Here is a 16581-nt window from a genome sequence, read left to right as displayed (position 1 = left end):
GGATGCCGGTCGGGGGCGGGGTTTCGCCGGTCGGGGGAAGGGTGCGCCGGACGGGCCGGGTGGAGTTTTCCACAGGGGTGGCCGGGCGCGGTGTGCCTTGGCACAGTGGGGCCGTGCGGGGCTGGTGGCAGGATCTCACCGACCTGGTGCTTCCGGCCGAGTGCGGCGGATGCGGCAGGCCTCGTGCGGTGCTGTGCGACCGGTGCCGTACGGCGCTGAGCGGCGCCGCGCCTCGCCGGGTGCGGCCGGAACCGGAGCCGGCCGGGCTGCCGGTGACGCACGCGGCCGCCCGGTACGCGGACGAGGTGCGCGCCACACTGCTGGCCCACAAGGAACGGGGTGCCCTGGCCCTGTCCCGGCCGCTGGGCGAAGCCCTGGCGGGAGCCGTGCGCAGAGGGCTGCGGGAGGCGGCGCGGCCGGGCTCCGGTGAGCCTTCGGGACCGCTCCACGGCGACCGCGGCATGGTGCTGCTGGTGCCCGTGCCCTCCGCGCGGCGGGCCGTGCGGGCCCGTGGCCATGACCCCGCCCTGCGGATCGCCCGGTCGGCGGCGAGTGTGCTGCGCGGGCAGGGGGTACCCGCTACGGTGCTTCCCGCGTTGCGTCAGCGGCGGGGCGTGGCCGACCAGTCGGGTCTCGACGCCCGGCAGCGGCTGGCCAACCTCACCGGTGCGCTGGCGGTGGCGCCGGGCTGTGGCCGGCTGCTGCGCGAGGGGCCCGTGGTCCTCGTGGACGACCTGATGACCACCGGGGCGTCACTGGCGGAGGCCGCGCGTGCGGTGCGGACCGCGTGGTGGGACCCGGGCGTGGTGGACCGCGCGACGGACCGCGCGGGACCTGCCGGGACATGCGCGGAGGCACGTGCAGAGGTGTCTGCGAGAGCGGAGGCGCAGGGGCGGGCGCAAGCGGGTCTCGGGGCCGATTCGAGTATTTCGGCGCCCACGTTCGTGTACAGAGGTGAGACCGGGGAAAGGAGTGGAGAACAGCGAAACGGGCCGGCCCACCGGAGGGCGGGCCGGCAGTCCGGAGGGTCAGTGGGTACGGGCGGGGCCGACCGGCCCATTGACGTGAAGTGCGCTGCGGTTGTTGCAGCTTCACCGGATTCTTTCGAAATGAACCGGAACTGATGGGGAACTTGCATCGTTGCAGGTAGTGAGAGCGTGAATTCGCCTGAACGGAGGTACGCGGTAGAAGAGGGTGACGACATCCGTCCGGGCGAGATATGTTCGGTTGTGAGGGAAAGCCGCAGGCCACACCTCTCGAATCCGAGTGCCGTGCTGCGGGTTTTTCATAATCACCCGAGCCGGTGGACTGGAGATCTCGCTCCTGGGGGAGGAGGTGGAAGTCACCGAGTCCGAGGCTCCGGGGCCGACCGGAGCCTGGTGCAAAAAGGAGACGCTCCGCACCGAGGCGGAGTGATCCGGGAACGGAGTTCTGCGTGGACATCGTCGTCAAGGGCCGCAAGACCGAGGTGCCCGAGCGGTTCCGGAAGCACGTGGCCGAGAAGCTGAAGCTGGAGAAGATCCAGAAGCTCGACGGCAAGGTGATCAGCCTCGACGTCGAGGTGTCCAAGGAGCCCAACCCCCGACAGGCCGACCGCAGTGACCGGGTGGAGATCACGCTCCACTCCCGCGGTCCGGTGATCCGGGCGGAGGCAGCGGCGAGCGACCCGTACGCGGCGCTCGACCTGGCAGCGGAGAAGCTGGACGCCCGACTGCGCAAGCAGCACGACAAGCGTTACTCACGGCGCGGCGCGCGCAGGATCTCGGCAGCGGAGGTGCCCGCTCACGTCCCCGACGCGGCGACACTCAACGGAACGGGGGCACAGTCCCCCCAGGAGACGCAGGAAGCCGTCCCCACCAAGAAGATCGGCTCGCTGGAGGTGCAGGGCGAGGGGCCCCTCATCGTCCGCGAGAAGACCCACGTGGCCGCCCCCATGACTCTGGACCAGGCGCTCTACGAGATGGAACTGGTCGGGCACGACTTCTATCTGTTCATCGACTCCGAGACCAAGGAACCCAGTGTCGTCTACCGGCGGCACGCCTACGACTACGGCGTGATCCACCTCAGCACGGACACCATGGTCACGCACCCGCATGCTCCCGAGGCGGGCGCGACGCTCGGCGGCTGACCGAGCCGGGTCGCGGTTGGACCGGTGCCCCTGGTGCGCGCATGTGCGCCCCCAGGGGCACCGGTGTGCGACCACTTCGCGCCCCGAGCTGTCACCCCCGTGCCGTCCGGGCATGGAATCATGGCGGCAACGGCCCAAACGGTGGGCCGTTGCCTTGGGTTGGCGATGGCTCAGGACCACAGGCCACAGCCTTCAGGGGGAGGAACGATGGCGGACAGCTTCGGACCGATGTGTGGAGAGGACTCCGACGACGGCGACACCGGCAGGGGACCGAACGCGCGCTCCAGGCACGGGGAACCGGCCGGCGAGCCGGTGAAGGAGCCGGACCGGGAGCCGATCAGAGTCCTCGTGGTGGACGACCACGCGCTCTTCCGCCGCGGCCTGGAGATCGTGCTCGCGGCCGAGGAGGACATCCAGGTCGTCGGCGAGGCGGGGGACGGCGCGGAAGCCGTGGAGAAGGCCGCCGACCTGCTGCCGGACATCGTCCTGATGGATGTGCGGATGCCCAAGCGGGGCGGTATCGAGGCGTGCACCTCCATCAAGGAGGTCGCCCCCAGCGCGAAGATCATCATGCTGACGATCAGCGACGAGGAGGCGGATCTCTACGACGCCATCAAGGCGGGCGCGACCGGTTACCTCCTCAAGGAGATCTCCACGGACGAGGTGGCCACCGCCATCCGCGCGGTGGCCGACGGTCAGTCACAGATCAGCCCGTCCATGGCGTCGAAGCTGCTCACCGAGTTCAAGTCGATGATCCAGCGCACCGACGAGCGCCGGCTGGTGCCCGCGCCCCGGCTGACGGACCGTGAACTCGAAGTGCTCAAGCTCGTCGCCACGGGAATGAACAACCGGGACATCGCCAAGGAGTTGTTCATCTCCGAGAACACCGTGAAGAACCATGTGCGCAACATCCTGGAGAAGCTGCAGCTGCACTCCAGGATGGAAGCGGTGGTCTACGCGATGCGGGAGAAGATCCTCGAGATCCGCTGAGCGGAGTCAGGCAAGGGCGCGCGACAGCTCCCGGGTGAGTGGCTCGCGCAGCTCCGGCGACTCGACCCGCTCCACGCGGACGTCCGTGCAGTCCACCCAGCCCGCAGCCTCGACCAGGGCCTGCGCGACGGCCGGGACGGCCTTGGGACCGTCCAGCGTGAGCTGCCTCGCGACCAGTGTGCGGCCCTCGCGGGCCGGGTCGACGCGGCCGACGAGCCGGCCACCGGCGAGCACGGGCATCGCGAAATAGCCGTGCACCCGCTTCTGCTTCGGCACGTAGGCCTCCAGGCGGTGGGTGAAGCCGAAGATCCGCTCGGTGCGTGCCCGCTCCCAGACCAGGGAGTCGAACGGGGACAGCAGCGTCGTACGGTGGCGTCCGCGCGGGGGAGTGGCGAGGGCCTCCGGATCGGCCCAGGCCGGCTTGGTCCAGCCCTCGACCGCGACCGGCACCAGACCCGAGTCGGCGATCACCGCGTCGACCTGCTCGCCCTTGAGCCGGTGGTAGTCGGCGAGGTCCGCGCGAGTGCCCACGCCGAGGGACTTGCCGGCCAGGCGGACCAGGCGGCGCAGGCACTCGGCGTCGTCCAGCTCGTCGTGCAGCAGGGCGTCCGGGATCGCGCGCTCGGCGAGGTCGTAGACCCGCTTCCAGCCGCGGCGCTCGACGCACACCACCTCGCCGTACATCAGGGCCCGCTCGACGGCGACCTTGGCGCCGGACCAGTCCCACCACTCGCTGGTGCGCTTCGCGCCGCCCAGGTCGGTGGCCGTGAGCGGGCCCTGGGCGCGGAGCTGCTTGACGACCTGGTCGTAGGCGCCGTCGGGGAGGTCGTGGTTCCAGTGCGGGCGGGCGCGGTAGGCGCGGCGGCGGAAGGCGAAGTGCGGCCACTCCTCGACCGGCAGCAGGCAGGCCGCGTGCGACCAGTACTCGAACGCGCGTGGCGGCTCGGACCCGGCCTTCCAGTAAGCGTCCTCGACCGTCGCCCGGCCGACGGCGCCGAGACGGGCGTAGGGGATCAGCTCGTGGGAGCGGGCGAGGACCGAGATGGTGTCGAGCTGCACCGCGCCCAGGTGACGCAGGACCCCCCGGACACCGGAGCGGCGGTCGGGGGAGCCCAGGAAGCCCTGGGCCCGCAGGGCGATGCGGCGGGCCTCGGCCGCCGAGAGGTCCGTGGACGGACGAGGGAGGGTCGTCATACGTCCGCACGATAGAGGGCGGCACTGACAACAGGCCGGGGCGGCACCGACAACGGCCGGGGGCCTGCCCGGCGGAGACGGGTCGGGCCGGAGGCAACCGGCGGGGCCTGTAGGCCCGTCCGGCCGTGGTCCCGGCAGGGACCGCGGGGCAGGTTCTCGCGGGACAGGTCCTCGGTGCGGGTGCGGGTGCCGGGGCGGCCCGGGCCGGAGGCCGGGCCGGGGCGATCCCGGGAGCGGCGCCGAGAGGGGAGGGGGGCCGGTGGGGGAAGGGCCCCGGCCGAACCCGGACGCGCCGCCCGGTACGGGGCCGGTGCGACGGGCTCGTCGCCCGGGTCGGCGAGGGGGTGGTGAAGGCTTCGTAGGCGGCCTGCCCGCAGACGTTGCCGACGGGGGCCCGGGCGGGTCCGACCTCGTGGCCGGAGCCGCGCTGCGAGCCGGAGGGCGGTCCGGAGAGCGGTCGGCGGCGAGGTCCGGAGAGCGGTCCGCGGCGAGGTCCGGAGAGCGGCCGAGGGGCGGTCCTGGGTCCGGTGGGCCGTTACTCCGCGGAGGGCAGGTACGGGGCCGTCGCCGCGAGGCCCAGGTCGGACGGGAGCAGGGAGCCGATCCAGCAGTCGCGCAGCACCCCCTTGTTGTTGAGCGCGGAGCGCAGGGTCCCCTCGACGACGAAGCCCGCCCGTTCCGCCACCGCGCGGGAGGCCCGGTTGCCGACCTCGGCACGCCATTCCATGCGGTCGACGGACATCTTCGTGAAGGCCCACCGCGACATGGCGACCGCGGCCTCGGTGACGTAACCGTGGCCGCGGTGCTCCTTGACGCCCCAGTAGCCGATCTCCCCCACCCCCAGGGACCGCATGGTGATGCCGAGCATGCCGGTGAGCTCCCCGGAGGGGAGGAAGGCACCGAAGGTGAACATCGAACCGCTCGCCCAGCCGTCCGGGGTCATCTGCTCCGTGAAGCCCCGCGCGTGCTCGAGAAGGTACGGGGAGGGGACCGTGGTCCAGCGCTGGATGTCGGCGTCCTGGCAGGCGGCGTACACGGCGCCGGTGTCCTGCGGGCCGACCGCGCGCAGCAGGAGACGGTCGGTGGTGAGGGTGACGGGGTCCATCGGCCGATTCTGCTCACGGAGGAGGGAGCGGCGCCAATCCTTTGCCGTGCGTGAGGAGATGATCACCCTTCGCACAATTCGACGGGCGGGACGGCACCATCCGCGGTGGCCGGACGTTGTCCCTTCGAAGCAGCCGTGAAACAGATACGACGCTGTGCGCGGCCACCGCCACGGCAGACCTCCCGGCGTGGTGGGGTCCTCGCATACGATGGCCGTTGCTCAGCAATGCAACGGAAACCGACCGTCCCAGGCCCGACCGGCAAGGAGACCACCCCCCGTGTCCGTCCTCTCCAAGATCATGCGTGCAGGCGAAGGCAAGATCCTGCGCAAGCTGCACCGCATCGCGGGCCAGGTCAACTCCATCGAAGAGGACTTCGCCGACCTCTCCGACGCCGAGCTGCGGGCCCTCACCGATGAGTACAAGCAGCGGTACGCCGACGGTGAGAGCCTGGACGACCTGCTCCCCGAGGCCTTCGCCACCGTCCGTGAGGCCGCCAAGCGCGTCCTGGGCCAGCGGCACTACGACGTGCAGATCATGGGCGGCGCCGCCCTGCACATGGGATACGTGGCCGAGATGAAGACCGGTGAGGGCAAGACCCTCGTCGGTACCCTGCCGGCCTATCTGAACGCGTTGTCGGGCAAGGGCGTCCACATCATCACGGTCAACGACTACCTGGCCGAGCGCGACTCCGAGATGATGGGCCGCGTCCACAAGTTCCTGGGCCTGGAGGTCGGCTGCATCCTGGCCAACATGACGCCGGCCCAGCGCCGCGAGCAGTACAGCTACGACATCACCTACGGCACGAACAACGAGTTCGGTTTCGACTACCTGCGCGACAACATGGCGTGGTCCAAGGAGGAACTGGTCCAGCGCGGCCACAACTTCGCCATCGTCGACGAGGTCGACTCGATCCTCATCGACGAGGCCCGTACGCCGCTGATCATCTCCGGCCCGGCCGACCAGGCCACCAAGTGGTACGGCGACTTCGCCAAGCTGGTCAAGCGCCTCAAGCGCGGCGAGGCCGGCAACCCGCTCAAGGGCATCGAGGAGACCGGCGACTACGAGGTCGACGAGAAGAAGCGCACGGTCGCCATCCACGAGTCCGGAGTCGCCAAGGTCGAGGACTGGCTGGGCATCGACAACCTCTACGAGTCGGTCAACACCCCGCTGGTGGGCTACCTGAACAACGCCATCAAGGCGAAGGAGCTCTTCAAGAGCGACAAGGACTACGTGATCATCGACGACGAGGTCATGATCGTCGACGAGCACACCGGCCGTATCCTCGCGGGCCGCCGCTACAACGAGGGCATGCACCAGGCGATCGAGGCGAAGGAGGGGGTGCCGATCAAGGACGAGAACCAGACGCTCGCCACCATCACCCTCCAGAACTTCTTCCGCCTCTACAAGCGCCGCGACCACGACGACAAGGAACAGCCGGGCCTGTCCGGCATGACCGGTACGGCGATGACCGAGGCCGCCGAGTTCCACCAGATCTACAAGCTCGGCGTGGTCCCCATCCCGACCAACCGGGACATGGTCCGCAAGGACCAGGCGGACCTGATCTACCGCACCGAGGTCGCCAAGTTCGAGGCCGTCGTCGACGACATCGAGGAGAAGCACGGCAAGGGCCAGCCGATCCTGGTCGGCACCACCTCGGTGGAGAAGTCCGAGTACCTCTCGCAGCAGCTCAGCAAGCGCGGCATCCAGCACGAGGTGCTGAACGCCAAGCACCACGACCGTGAGGCGACGATCGTCGCCCAGGCTGGCCGCAGGGGCGCCGTCACCGTGGCGACCAACATGGCCGGCCGCGGTACGGACATCAAGCTGGGCGGCAACCCCGAGGACCTCGCCGAGGCGGAGCTGCGCCAGCGCGGCCTCGACCCCGAGGAGCACATCGAGGAGTGGGCGCACGCCCTGCCGGAGGCGCTCGCGCGGGCCGAGGACGCGGTCAAGGCCGAGAAGGACGAGGTCGAGCGGCTCGGCGGGCTCTACGTGCTCGGCACCGAGCGGCACGAGTCGCGGCGGATCGACAACCAGCTGCGCGGCCGTTCCGGCCGTCAGGGCGACCCCGGCGAGTCCCGCTTCTACCTGTCGCTCGGCGACGACCTGATGCGCCTGTTCAAGGCCCAGATGGTCGAGCGCGTGATGTCCATGGCGAACGTGCCGGACGACGTGCCGATCGAGAACAAGATGGTCACGCGGGCGATCGCGTCGGCCCAGTCACAGGTCGAGACGCAGAACTTCGAGACCCGTAAGAACGTCCTGAAGTACGACGAGGTCCTCAACCGCCAGCGCGAGGTCATCTACGGCGAGCGGCGCCGCGTCCTGGAGGGCGAGGACCTGCAGGAGCAGATCCACCACTTCATGGACGACACCATCGACGCCTACGTCCAGGCGGAGACGGCCGAGGGCTTCCCCGAGGACTGGGACCTGGACCGGCTGTGGGGTGCCTTCAAGCAGCTCTACCCGGTCAGGACCACGGTCGAGGAGCTGGAGGAGGAGGCGGGCGACCGGGCCGGGCTGACGGCTGAGTACATCGGCGACACGGTCAAGGACGACATCCGCGAGCAGTACGAGCAGCGTGAGGCGCAGCTCGGCTCGGAGATCATGCGTGAGCTGGAGCGCCGGGTCGTGCTGTCGGTCCTGGACCGCAAGTGGCGCGAGCACCTCTACGAGATGGACTACCTCCAGGAGGGCATCGGCCTGCGCGCGATGGCGCAGAAGGACCCCCTGGTCGAGTACCAGCGCGAGGGCTTCGACATGTTCACCGCGATGATGGACGGCATCAAGGAGGAGTCCGTCGGTTACCTGTTCAACCTGGAGGTCCAGGTCGAGCAGCAGGTCGAGGAGGTCCCGGTCGAGGACGCCAGGCCGGAGCCGGCGGCGCAGGACGCGGTGCCCGCGCAGGCGGGTGCCCGGCCGGAGATCCGCGCCAAGGGGCTCGACGCCCCGCAGCGGCGGAACCTGCACTTCTCCGCGCCGACGGTGGACGGCGAGGGCGGTACCGTCGAGGGCGAGTTCGCCGAGGACGAGCCGGTGCGCTCCGAGGCCGACGGCCTCACGCGCGCCGAGCGCCGCAAGCAGGCGCGGGGCGGGCGCCGCCGCAAGAAGTGACCGCGGCTCCACCGGGAGGCGTGGGCCGCCGGTGGAGGGACGGGCCGAGGCCGAGGGCCGGGCACCCCAGGGGTGCCCGGCCCTCGGGCGTCGTACGGGCCCGGTGGGGGCGTACGGGGCTCAGCGGCCGTGCGGGCGGGGCCGGCGGGGGCCGCCCAGCTCCACGGCGGTGCAGCGCCAGCGCAGGTCGTTGCCCTGTTCGAGGCGGAAGGCCATGGCCCGCAGCCTGTCACCCGCGCCGATCCGGGCGAACACCTCGAGGGCGCCCTCGCGGGGAACGTAGTAGCCGATGTCGCGCACGGTCGGACGGGTGCCGCGGGTGCGTAGCGGGCCGTGCTCGGCGAGGTCCGCCAGCTCGTCGTAGGCGCGGCCCGCGGTGTGCCGGAGCATGGAATGGACGGGCCGCTGACCGCTCAGGACGGCGAGGAGCAGCTCGGCGAAGTGGTCGGTGGGGCGGGGCTGCGGGACGGGCCGGCGGGGGGTCTGCGCGGGCACCCGGGGGGCGGCGGGAGCCGGCGCCGGCGCGGGACCGACGACCGGCTCGGGGACGGCGGTGAGGTGCGGCGGCCGGGGCGTGGCGGGACGCGGAGCGCGGGCGGGGACGGCCCTCACGGCGCGCACGGACGCTTCCTGCGCGGGGTCGGCGGGCGGCGGCAGCGGCAGGCGACGGGGGCGTCCGGGCGTCGCCGGGGCTGTCGTGGCGAAGGACGGCGGGCGGTTGTCGGCGGGGCGGGTGGAGGCGGCGCGGGGCGGGGGAGAGGGGCGGTCCTCGCCGTGCGGCGGGGCGGGGGCGGTGCCTCCTGCGGGGATGCGCGGCGGGGTGGTGCCGGTCGGGCGGCGCGTGTCGCGGCGGCCGGGAGGACGCGTGCCGGTGCGGCGCTGAGCCCTGGTCATGACCTTGTTCATGGGACCCCGTTCAACGGGCCGGGCGGCGCCGCCGGCCGGGGGACCGGGGCGATACCAGGCAGTAACTTCGTGGTGGGGATCTTCTACGGGGCGGCGGAGGGCGGCGGCAAGGAGCCGTGAGCCGTGTCGGGGCGGCCGGAGGATTCACTTATCCGAGTGAATGGCACCCGGTCGACCCCGTACGGGAGCGGACGTACCGGGTGAATTCCGGGCCCGGAGTGGACGCCGTCGAGGGGGTGGGCAGCAACCCGATGGGGGACGCCCGCACGTATCCTGAAGGCCCACCTGGCCGGATGCGGCCGCCCCTCCCGGAGGCGTCCCGCGATCCCCGGCGGACCCCCGACCACGAAAGCGGCCGACATGCGCGTCTACGTCCCCCTGACCCTCTCCGGTCTCGCCGAGGCGTACCGGACGGGAGAGCTGGGCGCGGGGCCGTTCCCCGCCTACGGTGTGACGCCCGCGCTGCGCGAGTGGTACCGCTCCGAGGACCTCGAGGAACTGGAGTACGCGGCGCTGGGCCGTGCCGCGCTGGCCTCGCTGCGGCTGCTGGCGGCGGACGCCGGCGCCCCGCGGCGCCGGGTCGTGGTCGCCGTGGACGTACCCGACCGGGCGGCCTCGGCCGACCCCGCAGGCCCGGGTGAGCTGCGGGTCGAGGGGCCCGTACGGCTGGACCGGGCGGCGGCGGTGCACGTGGACGCGGCGGACGCGGCACCGGACGTGACGTCGGCCGCGCAGGCCCTGCCCGCGGCGGACGCCGGGGACGCCGACGCACAGTCCGCCGTGGACGGGGCCGAGGACCACGAACTGCTGTGGTACGCCACGCAGGAGATCCCGAACCTGGTGGGGCCGACGGCCTAGGCACAGCCCCGGGGGGCGGGCCGGCGTCTTCGTGTTGGCGTCCGCCGGGCGGGACGTGGGGCCCGTCGTCGTGCTTGGGGCCGTCGGACGAGGCGCCGACCTGCTGTTTCCCCCGTTGTCGGTGGCGGCGGGTACTTTCTTTCCATGGGGATGCACAGGGGCGCGCACATCGTCTGGGACTGGAACGGCACGCTGTTCCACGACGTCGACGCGGTCATCGGCGCGACGAACGCGGCCTTCGCCGAGCTGGGTCTGGAGTCGCTCACGCTGGAGCGGTACCGGGAGCTGTACTGCGTGCCGGTGCCGAAGTTCTACGAGCGGCTGATGGGGCGGCTGCCCACCGGGACCGAGTGGGAGCTGATGGACGCGACCTTCCACCGGTACTACACCGAGCACCGGGTGCGGTGCTCGCTCGCCGAGGGGGCGGCGGAGCTGCTGGCCGGATGGACGTCGGCGGGGCGCAGCCAGTCGATCCTCAGCATGTACGGACACGAGGACCTCGTGCCCCTGGTCCGCGGCTTCGGCATCGAGCCGCACTTCCTGCGCGTCGACGGGCGGACCGGGCCGTCCGGTGGCGGCAAGGCGGAGCACATGGTGCGCCACCTCGGCGCGCTGACCGGCGTGGACGCGGCGCGCACGGTGGTGATCGGCGATGCCGCCGACGACGCGCTGGCCGCGCGGCACGTGGGGGCGTCGGCCGTGCTCTACACCGGCGGCTCGCACAGCAGAGCGAGCCTCGAGGCGGTGGGGGTGCCGGTGGTGGACACGCTGGCGGAGGCCGTCGAGGAAGCGGAACGCCTGGCGAGCTGAGCCGGGTGCCGGGCGCCACGGTGAAGGGCGGACGGCGGGTGGGAAGCGGAGGGCGGGCGACCCGGTGACACCGGGCGCGCACTGTGCAGAACGTCAAAGTTCCACCCCATGTTTTGTACACATACGGCTCATGACGGGCCCCCCGCGAGGGGCGATAGCCTGGGTGGCGTGATCAGCGCGATAGCTCGCGGGGGCCTCGCCGTCCCTGCCGTGCGCCCGGCGAGCACGGACGACATCCGTGGCCGGGCGGCGCTCGCTGGTCCTCGCGGGCGGGACGGGGCCCGGAGGGTCCCCGGGACGCGCCGCATCCCCCGGGTCCGGACGTCGCGGAGAGCAGCGTCACACCCGTCGGACGCGTCGAAGCCGGCAGAGAAGCCCCCGCTCGTCTCATCCTGCGGCATACCGTCGGAACGGAGCGGACACCCCGCCACGTACCACCGCACCGCGGGCGCAGAGACCGTACTTCCTTCTACGTCACGCAACGGCGCGCGACAGGAGCCAGAGGACAATGCAGACCAAGCTGGACGAAGCAAAGGCCGAGCTGCTCGAAAGGGCTGCCCGGGTAGCTGAGAACAGCCCGGCCGGGGGGAAACTGCCGACCGGGACGACGGACAAGGGCATGCCCGACCGGGACACCGTGCTCGCGTTCCTCCAGCGCTACTACCTGCACACCGCCCCGGAGGACCTTGTCGGCCGCGACCCGGTCGACGTCTTCGGAGCCGCAGTCTCGCACTTCCGGCTGGCCGAGAACCGTCCCCAGGGCACGGCCAGCGTCCGGGTCCACACCCCGACCGTCGAGGAGAACGGCTGGACGTGCAGCCACTCCGTCGTCGAGGTGGTCACCGACGACATGCCCTTCCTCGTGGACTCCGTCACCAACGAGCTGACCCGGCAGGGCCGCGGCATCCACGTCGTCATCCACCCGCAGGTGGTGGTGCGCCGGGACCTCACCGGCAAGCTGATCGAGGTGCGCGCCGAACCCGCCGGGGGCGAGCTGCCGCACGACGCCCACGTCGAGTCCTGGATCCACGTCGAGACCGACCGTGAGACCGACCGCGGGGACCTCAAGCAGATCACCGTCGACCTGCTGCGCGTCCTGTCCGACGTCCGCGAGGCCGTCGAGGACTGGGGCAAGATGCGGCAGGCGGCGACCCTGCTGGCCGACGGCCTGCCCGACGAACCCGTCCCCGCGGACGTGCCGGGCGGGCAGGTCGAGGAGGCCCGGGAGCTGCTGCGCTGGCTCGCCGACGACCACTTCACCTTCCTCGGCTACCGCGAGTACCAGCTGCGCGACGACGACTCGCTGGCCGCCGTCCCCGGCACCGGCCTCGGCATACTGCGCTCCGACCCGCATCATCTCGCCGACGAGGGCCACCCGGTCAGCCCGTCCTTCGAGCGGCTGCCCGCCGACGCCCGCGCCAAGGCGCGCGAGCACAAGCTGCTCGTCCTGACCAAGGCCAACAGCCGGGCCACCGTGCACCGGCCGTCCTACCTGGACTACATCGGCGTCAAGAGGTTCGACGCGGACGGCAATGTCGTCGGCGAGCGCCGCTTCCTCGGCCTGTTCTCCTCCGCCGCCTACACCGAGTCCGTCCGCCGGGTCCCGGTGATCCGCCGCAAGGTCGAGGAGGTCCTCGAGCGCGCCGGCTTCTCGCCGCACAGCCACGACGGGCGCGACCTGCTGCAGATCCTGGAGACCTACCCGCGCGACGAGCTCTTCCAGACCCCGGCCGACGAGCTCCGGGCCATCGCCACCTCGGTGCTCTACCTCCAGGAGCGCCGCCGCCTCAGGCTCTACCTGCGCCAGGACGAGTACGGGCGTTACTACTCCGCCCTCGTCTACCTCCCGCGCGACCGCTACACCACCGGTGTGCGGCTGAGGATCATCGACATCCTCAAGGAGGAACTCGACGGCATCAGCGTCGACTTCACCGCCTGGAACACCGAGTCGATCCTCTCCCGGCTGCACTTCGTGGTCCGCGTCCCGCAGGGCACCGAACTGCCGGAGCTCTCCGACCACGACCGCGAGCGCATCGAGTCCCGGCTCGCCGAGGCCGCCCGCTCGTGGGCCGACGGCTTCGGCGAGGCCCTCACCGCCGAACTGGGCGAGGAACGCGCCGCCGAACTGCTGCGCCGCTACTCGGACGCCTTCGCCGAGGGGTACAAGGCCGACCACACCCCGCGCGGCGCCGTCGCCGACCTGGTCCGGCTCGAACGGCTCGACGACGAGAAGAACTTCGAGCTCAGCCTGTACGAGCCGGTGGGCGCGGCCCCCGAGGAGCGCCGCTTCAAGATCTACCGCAAGGGCGAAGCCGTCTCCCTCTCCGCCGTGCTGCCCGTGCTCCAGCGGCTCGGCGTCGAGGTCGTCGACGAGCGTCCCTACGAGCTGCGCCGCTCCGACCGCAGCGTGGCCTGGGTCTACGACTTCGGGCTGCGGCTGCCCAAGGCCCCCGGCGGCGCCGACTACCTCGGCGACGACGCCCGTGAGCGGTTCCAGGAGGCCTTCGCGGCGACCTGGACCGGCAAGGCGGAGAACGACGGCTTCAACACCCTCGTGCTGAGCGCCGGGCTGACCTGGCGGCAGGCGATGGTGCTGCGCGCGTACGCCAAGTACCTGCGCCAGGCGGGTTCCACCTTCAGCCAGGACTACATGGAGGACACCCTCCGCAACAACGTCCACACCACCCGGCTGCTCGTCTCCCTGTTCGAGGCGCGGATGTCGCCGGAGCGGCAGGGCGCCGGGTTCGAGCTGGTGGACGCGCTGCTGGAGGAGGTCGACGCCGCCCTCGACCAGGTCGCCTCGCTCGACGAGGACCGCATCCTGCGGTCCTTCCTCACGGTGATCAAGGCGACGCTGCGCACCAACTTCTTCCAGGAGGCGGGCGACGGCCGCCCGCACGACTACGTCTCCATGAAGTTCGACCCGCAGGCCATGCCCGACCTGCCGGCGCCCCGTCCGGCGTTCGAGATCTGGGTGTACTCGCCGCGGGTCGAGGGCGTGCACCTGCGGTTCGGCAAGGTCGCGCGCGGCGGCCTGCGCTGGTCGGACCGCCGGGAGGACTTCCGCACCGAGATCCTGGGCCTGGTCAAGGCGCAGATGGTGAAGAACACCGTCATCGTGCCGGTCGGCGCCAAGGGCGGCTTCGTCGCCAAGCAGCTGCCGGACCCGTCCGCGGACCGCGACGCCTGGATGGCCGAGGGCGTCGCCGCGTACAGGACGTTCATCTCGGCGCTGCTCGACATCACCGACAACATGGTGGCCGGCGAGGTCGTGCCCCCGGCGGACGTCGTCCGGCACGACGGGGACGACACCTATCTCGTGGTCGCGGCCGACAAGGGCACCGCCCGGTTCTCGGACACCGCCAACGAGGTCGCCGAGGCCTACGACTTCTGGCTCGGCGACGCCTTCGCCTCCGGCGGCAGCGCCGGATACGACCACAAGGGCATGGGCATCACGGCCCGCGGCGCCTGGGAGTCCGTCAAGCGGCACTTCCGGGAGCTGGGCGTGGACACCCAGAGCCAGGACTTCACGGTCGTCGGCATCGGCGACATGTCCGGCGACGTGTTCGGCAACGGCATGCTGCTCAGCGAGCACATCCGGCTGGTCGCCGCCTTCGACCACCGGCACATCTTCATCGACCCCACCCCGGACGCGGCCGTCGGTCACGCCGAGCGCCGCCGCCTGTTCGACCTGCCGCGCAGCTCCTGGGAGGACTACGACACCGGCCTGCTGTCGGCCGGCGGCGGCGTGTTCCCGCGCAGCGCCAAGTCCGTCCCGGTCAACGCGCAGATCCGCGAGGCCCTCGGCATCGAGTCCGGCGTCACCAAGATGACCCCGGCGGACCTGATGAAGGCGATCCTCAAGGCGCCGGTGAACCTGCTGTGGAACGGCGGCATCGGCACGTACGTCAAGGCGGCGAGCGAGTCCAACGCCGACGTCGGCGACAAGGCCAACGACCCCATCCGCGTCGACGGCAAGGACCTGCGGGTCGATGTCGTCGGCGAGGGCGGCAACCTGGGCATGACCCAGCTCGGCCGGATCGAGTTCGCGCTGCACGGCGGCCGGATCAACACCGACGCCATCGACAACAGCGCCGGCGTGGACACCTCCGACCACGAGGTGAACATCAAGGTCCTGCTCAACGCCCTGGTCGCGGACGGCGACATGACGGTCAAGCAGCGCAACAAGCTGCTCGCCTCGATGACCGACGAGGTCGGCGGGATGGTGCTGCGCGCCAACTACGCGCAGAACACCGCCATCGCCAACGCCCTGGCCCAGTCCAAGGACATGCTCCACGCCCAGCAGCGCTTCATGAAACACCTGGTGCGCGAGGGGCACCTCGACCGGGCCCTGGAGTTCCTGCCCGCCGACCGCCAGATCCGCGAGCGGCTGAGCGCCGGGCAGGGCCTGACCGGCCCGGAGACGGCCGTCCTGATGGCGTACACGAAGATCACGGTCGCCGACGAGCTGCTGCGCACCTCACTGCCCGACGACCCGTATCTCAAGGTGCTGCTGCACTCCTACTTCCCGGCCCCGCTGCGCGAGCAGTTCCCCGACCGGATCGACGCGCACCCGCTGCGCCGCGAGATCACCACGACCGTCCTGGTCAACGACACGGTCAACACGGGCGGTACGACGTATCTGCACCGGATGCGGGAGGAGACCGGCGCCTCGTTGGAGGAGATCGTCCGGGCCCAGACCGCGGCCCGCGCGATCTTCCGTGCCGCCACGGTGTGGGACGGGGTCGAGGCCCTCGACACGAGGGTCGCGGCGGACGTCCAGACCCGGATCAGGCTGCACTCGCGCCGGCTGGTGGAACGCGGCACGCGCTGGCTGCTGAACAACCGGCCGCAGCCGCTGGAGCTCGAGGAGACGGTGACGTTCTTCGCCGAGCGCGTCGAACTGGTCTGGTCGCAGCTGCCGAAGCTGCTGCGCGGCGCGGACCTGAAGTGGTTCCAGAAGATCCACGACGAGCTGACGGGCGTCGGCGTCCCGTCGGAACTCGCCACCCGTGTGGCCGGGTTCTCCTCCGCGTTCGCGGCGATCGACATCGTCTCGGTGGCCGACCGCATGGGCAAGGAGCCGCTGGACGTCGCCGAGGTGTACTACGACCTCGCCGACCGGCTGCGCATCACCCAGCTGATGGACAGGATCAGCGAGCTGCCCCGCGCCGACCGCTGGCAGTCCATGGCCCGCGCGGCGATCCGCGAGGACCTGTACGCGGCGCACTCGGCGGTCACGGCCGACGTGCTCGCGGCGGGCGACGGCACGGCGACACCGGAGCAGCGGTTCACGGTGTGGGAGGCGAAGAACGAGGCCATCATCGGCCGGGCCCGCACCACCCTGGAGGAGATCCGGAGCTCGGACACCTTCGACCTGGCGAACCTGTCGGTGGCGATGCGGACGATGCGGACGCTGCTGCGCTCGCACGCGTAGGGCACCGCGCGCGCACGCGCGCGGCCCGTGCCCAGCAG

General features: G+C 71.5%; 10 protein-coding genes. 7 read left to right on the top strand and 3 right to left on the bottom strand.

Annotated features, from left to right (window positions below; translation table 11 throughout):
- Positions 1-113: 113 nt before the first annotated feature.
- The 3 genes from ACFWVE_RS29590 (at position 114) to ACFWVE_RS29580 (ending at position 3118) form a co-directional block, all read left to right on the top strand.
- Positions 114-1124 carry a ComF family protein gene (locus ACFWVE_RS29590; RefSeq protein ID WP_384020472.1) on the top strand — a complete coding sequence of 337 codons (1011 nt, stop codon included), beginning with the start codon at positions 114-116 and terminating at the stop codon, positions 1122-1124.
- 311 nt (positions 1125-1435) lie between these two features.
- On the top strand, positions 1436-2128 hold the full coding sequence (gene hpf / locus ACFWVE_RS29585) for a ribosome hibernation-promoting factor, HPF/YfiA family (protein WP_384020469.1): 693 nt from the start codon (positions 1436-1438) through the stop codon (positions 2126-2128).
- A gap of 207 nt (positions 2129-2335) precedes the next feature.
- On the top strand, positions 2336-3118 hold the full coding sequence (locus ACFWVE_RS29580) for a response regulator (RefSeq protein ID WP_384020466.1): 783 nt from the start codon (positions 2336-2338) through the stop codon (positions 3116-3118).
- A 6-nt stretch (positions 3119-3124) separates the two neighbouring features.
- Here ACFWVE_RS29580 and ACFWVE_RS29575 read toward each other — a convergent pair whose 3' ends face one another.
- Together ACFWVE_RS29575 and ACFWVE_RS29570 are read right to left on the bottom strand one after the other, a co-directional pair.
- Positions 3125-4312 carry a winged helix-turn-helix domain-containing protein gene (locus ACFWVE_RS29575; protein ID WP_384020463.1) on the bottom strand — a complete coding sequence of 396 codons (1188 nt, stop codon included), beginning with the start codon at positions 4310-4312 and terminating at the stop codon, positions 3125-3127.
- A gap of 535 nt (positions 4313-4847) precedes the next feature.
- Positions 4848-5417, bottom strand: a complete 570-nt coding sequence (locus ACFWVE_RS29570; RefSeq protein ID WP_384020460.1) for a GNAT family N-acetyltransferase — start codon at positions 5415-5417, stop codon at positions 4848-4850.
- A 277-nt stretch (positions 5418-5694) separates the two neighbouring features.
- On the opposite strand from ACFWVE_RS29570, the gene secA reads away from it, so the two are divergent.
- Positions 5695-8532 (top strand): preprotein translocase subunit SecA, encoded by a 2838-nt coding sequence (secA, locus tag ACFWVE_RS29565; RefSeq protein WP_384020456.1) that lies wholly within the window; start codon positions 5695-5697, stop codon positions 8530-8532.
- Between the two features lie 120 nt (positions 8533-8652).
- Here the strand turns inward: secA and ACFWVE_RS29560 are convergent, their stop codons facing one another.
- A complete protein-coding gene (locus tag ACFWVE_RS29560; RefSeq protein WP_384020453.1) occupies positions 8653-9438 on the bottom strand; it encodes an Rv3235 family protein in 786 nt (261 codons plus the stop codon).
- A gap of 360 nt (positions 9439-9798) precedes the next feature.
- Here ACFWVE_RS29560 and ACFWVE_RS29555 point away from each other — a divergent pair, with 360 nt between their 5' ends.
- From ACFWVE_RS29555 to ACFWVE_RS29545, 3 genes are all read left to right on the top strand, one after another.
- Positions 9799-10296, top strand: coding sequence for a DUF6912 family protein (locus tag ACFWVE_RS29555; protein ID WP_384020450.1), 498 nt, complete (start codon positions 9799-9801; stop codon positions 10294-10296).
- 144 nt (positions 10297-10440) lie between these two features.
- On the top strand, positions 10441-11106 hold the full coding sequence (locus ACFWVE_RS29550; protein WP_384020448.1) for an HAD family hydrolase: 666 nt from the start codon (positions 10441-10443) through the stop codon (positions 11104-11106).
- 508 nt (positions 11107-11614) lie between these two features.
- A complete protein-coding gene (locus ACFWVE_RS29545; protein ID WP_384020445.1) occupies positions 11615-16543 on the top strand; it encodes an NAD-glutamate dehydrogenase in 4929 nt (1642 codons plus the stop codon).
- Positions 16544-16581 lie beyond the last annotated feature (38 nt).

Origin of the sequence: Streptomyces sp. NPDC058632 (genome assembly GCF_042717095.1) — a bacterium.
GTDB lineage: Bacteria > Actinomycetota > Actinomycetes > Streptomycetales > Streptomycetaceae > Streptomyces.
Note: the sequence above shows the minus strand (reverse complement) of the source record. Positions and strands in the feature narration are given on the sequence as shown.

What these genes read in the sequence shown, in the direction of transcription:
- ACFWVE_RS29580 (WP_384020466.1), top strand. Translation starts at nt 2,336, where the DNA reads ATGGCGGACAGCTTCGGACCGATGTGTGGAGAGGACTCCGACGACGGC.
- ACFWVE_RS29575 (WP_384020463.1), bottom strand. Translation starts at nt 4,312, where the DNA reads ATGACGACCCTCCCTCGTCCGTCCACGGACCTCTCGGCGGCCGAGGCC.
- ACFWVE_RS29570 (WP_384020460.1), bottom strand. Translation starts at nt 5,417, where the DNA reads ATGGACCCCGTCACCCTCACCACCGACCGTCTCCTGCTGCGCGCGGTC.
- ACFWVE_RS29560 (WP_384020453.1), bottom strand. Translation starts at nt 9,438, where the DNA reads ATGAACAAGGTCATGACCAGGGCTCAGCGCCGCACCGGCACGCGTCCT.
- ACFWVE_RS29555 (WP_384020450.1), top strand. Translation starts at nt 9,799, where the DNA reads ATGCGCGTCTACGTCCCCCTGACCCTCTCCGGTCTCGCCGAGGCGTAC.
- ACFWVE_RS29550 (WP_384020448.1), top strand. Translation starts at nt 10,441, where the DNA reads ATGGGGATGCACAGGGGCGCGCACATCGTCTGGGACTGGAACGGCACG.
- ACFWVE_RS29545 (WP_384020445.1), top strand. Translation starts at nt 11,615, where the DNA reads ATGCAGACCAAGCTGGACGAAGCAAAGGCCGAGCTGCTCGAAAGGGCT.